Origin of the sequence: Streptomyces sp. MZ04, from assembly GCF_004684775.1 — a bacterium.
In the GTDB taxonomy this organism is placed as follows: domain Bacteria; phylum Actinomycetota; class Actinomycetes; order Streptomycetales; family Streptomycetaceae; genus Streptomyces.
This window is the reverse complement of sequence record NZ_SRIC01000348.1, coordinates 1-7,673: the sequence shown is the minus strand read 5'-3', so window position 1 is coordinate 7,673 and position 7,673 is coordinate 1. Positions and strand designations below refer to the sequence as shown.

Below are 7,673 nucleotides of genomic sequence, written 5' to 3'. Positions count from 1 at the left end.
CACCTACCCCTGGCAGCCCGTCGCACCGCCACAGCGACCTGCGCTTCCTGCGCAGCGCCTACCGCTGGCAGCGGCGCGTCGCCACGCTCACCGCGCTCGGCTACTTCACCCTCTTCCTGGCCCTCTCCGCCTTCGCACCGTCCCTGATGACGGACACCGTCACCGGCGGGCTCTCCGTCGGTCTGCTGCTCGGCCTGTGCCAGCTCCCCGTCATGCTGCTCGCCATAGCTCTGTACGAGTACACGGCCCGCCGCCTCCTCGACCCATTGGCCCAACGGCTGCGCAAGCTGGCCGAGTTGGAGGCAAACCGATGAACAGCGCCACCGTGCTCGCCACCGACTCCGCACAGGCCATGTCCCTGGTGGCCTTCACCGCCGTCGTCACCCTCACCCTGCTGCTCTGCGTGATGACCGGACCCGACCGCGACGACCTCGGCGAGTTCTACACCGGCTACGGCGCGCTCTCGCCGATCCGCAACGGCCTCGCCATCGCGGGCGACTACATCTCCGCGGCGACCGTCCTCGGCACCGGCGGAGTGATCGCGCTCCTCGGGTACGACGGAGTCGTCCTGGCCCTGAGCACGGCACTGTCCCTGATGCTCATGATGTTCCTGCTGGCCGAACCCCTGCGCAACGCGGGGCAGTTCACCATGGGCGACGTACTGGCCCGCCGGATGCCGGGCCGCGCCGTACGGATCACGGCATGCGCGGCGACGCTGGCCGCGCTGCTCCCGCTGATGCTGGTGCAGCTGGCCGGCGCGGGCGACCTGCTCTCCTTCATCCTCGGGTTCTCCAGCGAGGGCCTGAAGACGGGCTGCGTCGTCGCACTCGGCGCCCTCATGATCAGCTACGCGGCGATCGGCGGCATGAAGGGCACCGCCCTCATCCAGATCCTGAAGATCGTGATGCTGCTCGGCTCCGGCCTGGTCATCGCCGCGCTGATCCTGCGCCGCTTCGACTGGGACCTGGGCGCACTGCTCGCCGCCGCCGAGCGCGGCAGCGGCGTCGGCCCCGCCTTCCTCCAGTCCGGCCTGCAGTTCTCCGGCGGCCCCAACCCCGGCCTGGACATGATCAGTTCAGAGCTGACGGTGGTGCTCGGCGGGGCCTGCCTGCCGCACGTCACCATGCGGATGTACACGGCGCGCAGCGCCCGCGAGATACGCCGCTCCATGTCCTGGGCGGTGTCGTCCGTCGCCCTCTTCGTCCTCGTCATCGCCATCGTCGGCTTCGGCGCGACGGCGATGATCGGACGGGCGGCGATCGCCCAGGCGGACCCGCAGGGCAACACGGCGTATCTGCTTGGCTCCAAGGCGGTGTTCGGCGCTAACGCGTCGACGGTGGAGACCCTCGTCTTCACGACGGTCACCACGGCTATCTTCCTCACGCTGCTCGCCTCGGTCGCGGGAATGATCCTGGCCTGCGCCAACTCGCTGGCCCACGACGTCTTCGCGCACCGCCGCCGCGGCATCACGCAGCGCCGGGAGATGACGCTCGCCCGCGTCTCCGCCTTCGCCGTCGGAGGCGTGGCGATCTTCCTCGCGGTCCTGGTGCAGCACCGCAGTCTGCAGCCGCTGGTCACGCTCTCGTTCTGCCTGGGCGCATCCGCCCTCGCGCCCGCCCTCGTCTACAGCCTCTTCTGGCGTCGCTTCACCCGCAGGGGCCTGCTGTGGACGCTGATCGGCGGCACGCTGGGCTCCGTCATCCTGATGACGGGCACCAACCTGGTCTCGGGCTCCCCGACTTCGGCCTTCCCCGACCTGAACTTCAACTGGTTCCCGTTCACCACGACAGGCATCGCCTCCATCCCCCTCGGCTTCTTCCTGGGCTGGCTGGGCACGGTGTCCTCGGGCCGCAGGGAGTCGGAGGAACAGCGCAGGCAGTACGAGGCGGTGGAGGGCTGGATCCTGGCGGGCATCAAGCGAGGCTGAACGCCACCGAGGTTCGGGTGGGCGGGCGGCGTCTAGGACACCCGCCCGGTCAGCGCGGCGAGGATGCTCCGCACATGCTCCATGTGCGCCCGAACCTCCTCCCACTCCTCACCATGCTCCCGCAACAACCGCTCCGTCTCCCGGACAATGCCTTCCTCCCGCACCCCCGCGGCAGCGACCAGCTCCGCACCCCGCGCCTCCGCGTCCTCCTGCCCGTGTCGGGCGGACTCCTCCGCTTCGGCAAAGGCCCGCTTGGCCTCGGACAAGCGGGCCTCCGCGGCAGCCACAAGCTCCGCCTCCCGCGCCTCCGCATCGGCCTCCCGCAGGGCAATCTCCCGCTCGGCCGCCTCCCACCGCTCGGCGTGCTCCTTCTCCTGCTCCTCCAGGAGCGCACCACTGCGCTGCCGCATCTCCCGCAGCGCGGCGAGCGCCTCGCCGCGCCACTCCTTCACGTCACGGCGGGCCGCGATCCGCGCCTCGTCCGCCGTGGTGCGCGCGGCGAGCAGCCGCTTTCCGGCCCGCTCATCGGCCTCGGCGAGCACCCCGTCGGCGTACACACGGGCAGCCTCACGAACCTCCCGGGCCGCCGCATCGGCGGCCTCGCCCACCCGCAGCGCCTCGGCCTCCGCGTCGGCCCGCAGCCCGGCGGCCTCCGCCTCGCTGGCCGCCAGGATCTGCTGGGCGCGCTCGCCGAGTTCCTCGTACGTCTGCGGGGCGAGCCGCGAGACCGCGTCCCGCAGGCGCGCCACCTCCGCCTCCATGTCCTTGGCGAGGACGGTGAGCCGGGCGGCGCGCTCCCACGCACCGTCACGGTCCTCGGAAAGACCGGAGGCGTACGCGTCCACCTGCCCGGGCCGGTAGCCGCGCCCGCGCACGGCGACGAAGCCGTACGGCGAGGCCGTTGCACCGCTGCTCATCCTTGATTCCCCTCTCCGAGGCACCACGCGCGTACTACGCGATTGGCGCACATCTTGATGGATCAAGCGGAAGCGTTCATAACGCGACACTCCGCACATCTCACCCGGTCAAGGATGCGCCATTTCCCGCCCAAAGCCGGATGCGGGGTGATCCGGTGGGTCGGTGGGTCGGTGGGAAAGAATCGCCGCGAAAAAAAGCGGCGGCTGGACACACGAACGAGGCGCCCGGCCCACAAGCAGGGCCGAGCGCCTCGTGTCACCACCGCCGGGGGCTACAGCAGACCGTCCCACATCTGCTCGAGCAGCACCGACCACCAGCTCTCCGGAGACGCGAGCGCCGCCGGGTCGAGCGCGGCCAGCTGGCTCTGGAAGTCGACGGTCCAGCGCCCCGCCTGCTCCTGGTTGAGCCCGAACCGCAGCCGCCACATCCGGCCGAGCAGCGCCAGGCAGCGGGTGAACTCGGGCAGCCCCGTGTTCACGAACTGCGGCGGCACCGGAGCCCCGCCGGGACCCGCCTCCACCGGCACGGCCACGATGTTCGCCGTGCCGTACTGGACACAGATCGCCCGGCCGAAGTCACTGCCCATGACGAGATACGAACCGGCGTCCGACGCCGGCTGCACGCCACGCTCCTGCGCCGTCTCGGCCAGCGTCGGCACCGGACGTCCCGGCTGGGCCTGCGCCCAGAAGAACGGCCCGAAGTCGACGGGCAGACCCGCCACGACGAGCGTGTGCGCCACGATGTCCGGCACACCCTGCCGGGACACCGCCCGCTGGTCGAAGCGGAAGATGCCGGGCCCGAAAGCGCCCGCAAGCTCCTGCGCCACGCCCTCCGGCGGAATCGGCGGCGCGGGCTGCACCTGCGGCAGCGGCGCCCGCACCGGCGCGGGGCGCGCCGGGCCGTCCGCGACCTGGTGCAACTCGCCCTGATGCGCGATCAGTTGCTGCATGCCGCCCTGACGGGACGCGTGGTCCTTGCCGTACGGGGCGATGGACGTGATCCGCGCCTGCGGCCACGTCTCGCGGATCATGCGGGCGCAGTACGCACCGGGCAGCTCGCAGGACTCCAGCTCGGTGTGGAGTTCGAGCACCTGCTGCGGCGGCACGTTCATGCCGCGCAGCTCGTGCAGGATCTGCCACTCCGGGTGCGGCGTTCCGGGCGCCGAGCGGCGGATGAGCTGCTGCTCGGAGCCGTCGGCCGCGCGGTACCGCAGTACGGCCTGGTAGCCGGGGCCGACGGTCGGCTGACCGGTGGGCGGCTGCGGGTAGCCGTAGGGCTGGCCCGGCGCGGGCGGCGGCATGCCGGGAGCACCCGGGCCCTGCGGCGGCAGCGGCGCACCGGGACCGCCGATGGCGGGTCCGGCCAGCATCGTCGCGGCGTGGTGGACACCGCCGCCGGGGGGCGGGGTGCCGGGAGCACCCGGAGCACCGGGTGCGCCAGGAGCGCCAGGTGCGCCAGGTGCGCCAGGTGCGCCAGGGGGCTGCGGGGCGCCCGGCGGCTTGATCCCACCGGGGCCACCCATGCTCGGGTCGGCAAACATCGTGGCGGCATGGTGCATACCACCGGGAGGCGTACCCGGCGTACCGGGAGGCCCAGGAGGCTGCGGGGCACCAGGAGCGCCGGGAGCACCCGGCGCACCGGGCGGACCGGGCGGACCGGGAGGCTGCGGGGCACCCGGCGGCTTGATCCCACCGGGACCACCCATGCTCGGGTCCGCAAACATCGTCGCCGCATGGTGCACCCCACCCGAAGGCGCACCCGGCGTACCGGGAGCCCCCGGAGCCCCCGGAGCCGCAGGCGGCTGAGGCCCGTCCGGGCCGAGCGCCGAGACGAGCTGCGTCGGGACGTAACCCCCCGCCGGCGCACCCGGAGCACCGGGCCCGGACGGCGGCGGCGTACTCCCCGGAGCCACACCGGGAGTGCCCGGCGCACCCGGAGGCGGCGGCGTACTCCCACCGCTCCCACGGGCGGCGCGCGGCGGCGCCTGCGCCTTGCTGGTCGCGGCGTCGGCGATGTCACCGGCACCGGGCGGCACGGAGTGCTGCGCCGCGGGAGCCGCGGGCCCCTGCGGATAGCCGTACGCGGAAGCGTCCGGCACGCCGGCGCCCGGAGGCGGCGGCATGTTCACCGCGCCACCGGCCGGCGGCGGAGGCAGGTTCGGGGCCGGAGCTGCCGGAGCTTGCGGCGCACCCGCGCCCGGAACGTCGAGCGCCGGCGCCAACCTCGTCGACGGAAGCTGGCTGCCGCCGTGCATCAGCGCGGTCTTGGCCTCCGCAGACACACCGGGCGGCGGGGTGTCGTCGGCGTCACCGCCGACCAGCGGCGGCGCGAAGACCGTCGCGGGCGCGGGCACCGAACCCTCGTCGCCCGACTGCCCGTTGGTGTCGGTGCCGTCCCACGGAGCGGCACCGGCGGGCGCACCACCCGACGCACCGGCCGCGGGCCACGGCGTACCGCCACCGGGCGCCTCGGGCGCGGCCGAAGCAGCGGGCGCGGGCGCGACGGGCTCGGGGGCGGAGGGAGCGACCGGAGCAGCGGGAGCCGCAGGCGCCGGAGCCGAACTCCCGGCCGCACCCGCCCCGTTGGACGCGTCCGCCCGGCGATCCGGAATGCCCAGCTTGTCCGCCGCCTCCTGGAGCCACTCCGGAGGGCTCAACAGGAACGACGTCTGATTCAGGTCGACCCGCTCCGGCGGCGCCGGTGCCGGATCCTGAGGAGCCGCGTCCGGAACGCCGTACTCCTCCTCGTACCGGCGAATCACCTCACCGACCGGAAGACCCGGCCACAGCGTGGCCTCGCCGCTGTCCCGCGCGATGACGAGCCGCTGCCTGCCGCCGTCGGACACCGGACCGTTCTCCCGGTCCTCCGCCCACACGACAAAACCCAGCTCGAACTCCCGGACCCGCACCTCACGGTGCTGATAGCCGGGCACATCGCCGTTGATCCACTCCTCGGCGCGCTCCTGCGCCTGCGCGAAGGTCACCATCGCCAAGTCACTCCCCCACCGGAACGGCGCGCGCGAAGCCGCCGTCCACCATCAGGTTCGCCACGGTCTCCAGCTCCGGCGGGTTCCCCGCGAGCCGGGACAAGAACGCGTCGAAATCGTCGCCGCACGGCAGCAGAAGGCGTTCCACCCGCTCGGCGGGCGGCCACGCGTCCTGGTCACGCGCGTCGTCGTACGCGCAGAACCACACCGAACCGATCCGGTCACCCTTGACCTTCACGGCGAGCAGCCCGCCCTGCACGAACCCGACACCCAGATAGTCCTTGGTGAGATGGTCGCGCAGACACTTGTTCACGTACACCAGGTCATTGACCGCGGCCTCGTCCCGCACCGTGAAGAACGGCTGGTCGACCAGCAGGCCGAGCTCCGCGTCCAGCGCGGCACCGACCGGCGCGCAGCCGCCCGCCGCCTTCAGGAACGAACGGTAGGCACCGGGCAGCCGATAACCGAGGTCCTCCTCGACCCCGAGAATCTCCTGCTCCGACACCGCGACCGCCGACTTGGGCAGCGCGAGATGCGCGGGGCGGGTCTCCTGGAGCGGGCGCGTACCCCTCTTGTTCTGGTCCACGGCCGTCGTCGCGATCCCGCCGTGGTGGCGAAGGAGCGCCTTCACCTCGACCGGCACCAGCTCCAGGCGGCGGCCGCCCGGCACGTGATGCCAGGTCCAGCCGTGCGGGGTCGCCACCGGCGGGATCGTGTCCCACAGGTCATGACCCGACGCCGCGAGGGCCGCGTTCGCGGAGACATAGTCCGTGAGGCGCAGCTCGTCGACGCCGAAACCCTCCGGGGGCTCGGCGATCTCGGCCGCCGCACGCGCATAGAACGAGAAGTCCGGATAGCCGTACTCGTCCACGCGCACCCCTCTGGGGTGGCGCGAGGCCCGGACCGGATCCGGGAAGTGCACGACCTGCCCGGCGTAGGCCGCGTTCGGCGCGGCTTGCTGCCCCAGCCGACCTGTCGTCATGGCGGTTGCCCCCTGCGGCACTGTTAATGGTTCTGCGGATCACTTACTGCTCTGTGCTTACTGCTCTGTGCTTACTGCTATGCGCTTACTGCGAATGTCGACAGCCTATGCGTAAGGACGACACCGGTCACCGGGCCTCCGGTTCCATGACCAGCAGCCACCGCACCGTCACCGTGCGACGAAACCCAGGCGTGTCGCGCCGCCCCAGCTTCCGCACCACCCGCCCCATTTGGCAGGCTGTCCCCGCAACGCGGGGGCGTGGCACACGCGGTCACGCCGCGAGTTGCGGGGAGGGAAGCACCACCATGCACACGGCACAAACCGGTCGGTCAAGCCACACACTGTCCACGACAGCGGCTCCCGGCACCGACGAGAGCACCACCGGCTCGGGGGACCCCCGCGTCGGCTGGAGCCACACCTCCGCCCACGCGCCCGTGCTGCGCCAGCGCCGCGACGGCATCCTGCCCACCGTCGCCGCCGCGCTCTCCGTCCGCGGCGCCACCCTCACCTGCACCGCGGGCCGCGGCGAGGAACCCCCCGCGCTCCACCCACTCGTACAGGACTTCCTCGACACCCTCACCAGCGGCCAGCGCGAACGCTTCACCGGACGCTGCGCCGAAGCCATCCTCATCTCCCGCCACCTCACGGCGGCCGACGGCAGCCGCTCCAAACGCGCGGCACGAAAACCGATGACCAACGGCGAAGCCCGCAAGGCCCTCAAACACGCCAAACTCACCACCCGCCGCATCCGCGAGGACGGCGACCCCCTGCACGGCGGCTTCGCCCGCCCCTGCCGCCCCTGCACCGCGCTCACAGCACACTTCGGTGTACGAGTCGTGGACCCGACCACCCCCGAAGCC

The 7,673-nt window shown here is 72.6% G+C and carries 6 protein-coding genes; 3 read left to right on the top strand and 3 right to left on the bottom strand.

Annotated elements, in window-relative coordinates; translation table 11 throughout:
- A partial coding sequence (locus E2651_RS38655; protein ID WP_135335953.1) for a DUF485 domain-containing protein occupies window positions 1-314 on the top strand: 314 nt, incomplete at its 5' end.
- Window positions 311-1,927, top strand: coding sequence for a cation acetate symporter (locus tag E2651_RS38650; protein ID WP_135335952.1), 1,617 nt, complete (start codon window positions 311-313; stop codon window positions 1,925-1,927). The genes E2651_RS38655 and E2651_RS38650, both read left to right, overlap by 4 nt.
- Before the next feature lie 32 nt (window positions 1,928-1,959).
- Here the strand turns inward: E2651_RS38650 and E2651_RS38645 are convergent, their stop codons facing one another.
- The 3 genes from E2651_RS38645 to E2651_RS38635 all read right to left on the bottom strand — a co-directional run bounded on the left by E2651_RS38645 (window position 1,960) and on the right by E2651_RS38635 (window position 6,813).
- Window positions 1,960-2,844, bottom strand: coding sequence for a cellulose-binding protein (locus tag E2651_RS38645; RefSeq protein ID WP_135335951.1), 885 nt, complete (start codon window positions 2,842-2,844; stop codon window positions 1,960-1,962).
- 272 nt (window positions 2,845-3,116) lie between these two features.
- Window positions 3,117-5,831, bottom strand: a complete 2,715-nt coding sequence (locus tag E2651_RS38640; protein WP_135335950.1) for an SUKH-4 family immunity protein — start codon at window positions 5,829-5,831, stop codon at window positions 3,117-3,119.
- A 7-nt stretch (window positions 5,832-5,838) separates the two neighbouring features.
- Window positions 5,839-6,813 (bottom strand): SMI1/KNR4 family protein, encoded by a 975-nt coding sequence (locus E2651_RS38635; protein ID WP_135335949.1) that lies wholly within the window; start codon window positions 6,811-6,813, stop codon window positions 5,839-5,841.
- Window positions 6,814-7,118: 305 nt separating this feature from the next.
- On the opposite strand from E2651_RS38635, the gene E2651_RS38630 reads away from it, so the two are divergent.
- The coding region (locus tag E2651_RS38630; protein ID WP_135335948.1) for a YwqJ-related putative deaminase at window positions 7,119-7,673 on the top strand (555 nt) is incomplete at its 3' end.

What these genes read in the sequence shown, in the direction of transcription:
- E2651_RS38650 (WP_135335952.1), top strand. Translation starts at nt 311, where the DNA reads ATGAACAGCGCCACCGTGCTCGCCACCGACTCCGCACAGGCCATGTCC.
- E2651_RS38645 (WP_135335951.1), bottom strand. Translation starts at nt 2,844, where the DNA reads ATGAGCAGCGGTGCAACGGCCTCGCCGTACGGCTTCGTCGCCGTGCGC.
- E2651_RS38640 (WP_135335950.1), bottom strand. Translation starts at nt 5,831, where the DNA reads ATGGTGACCTTCGCGCAGGCGCAGGAGCGCGCCGAGGAGTGGATCAAC.
- E2651_RS38635 (WP_135335949.1), bottom strand. Translation starts at nt 6,813, where the DNA reads ATGACGACAGGTCGGCTGGGGCAGCAAGCCGCGCCGAACGCGGCCTAC.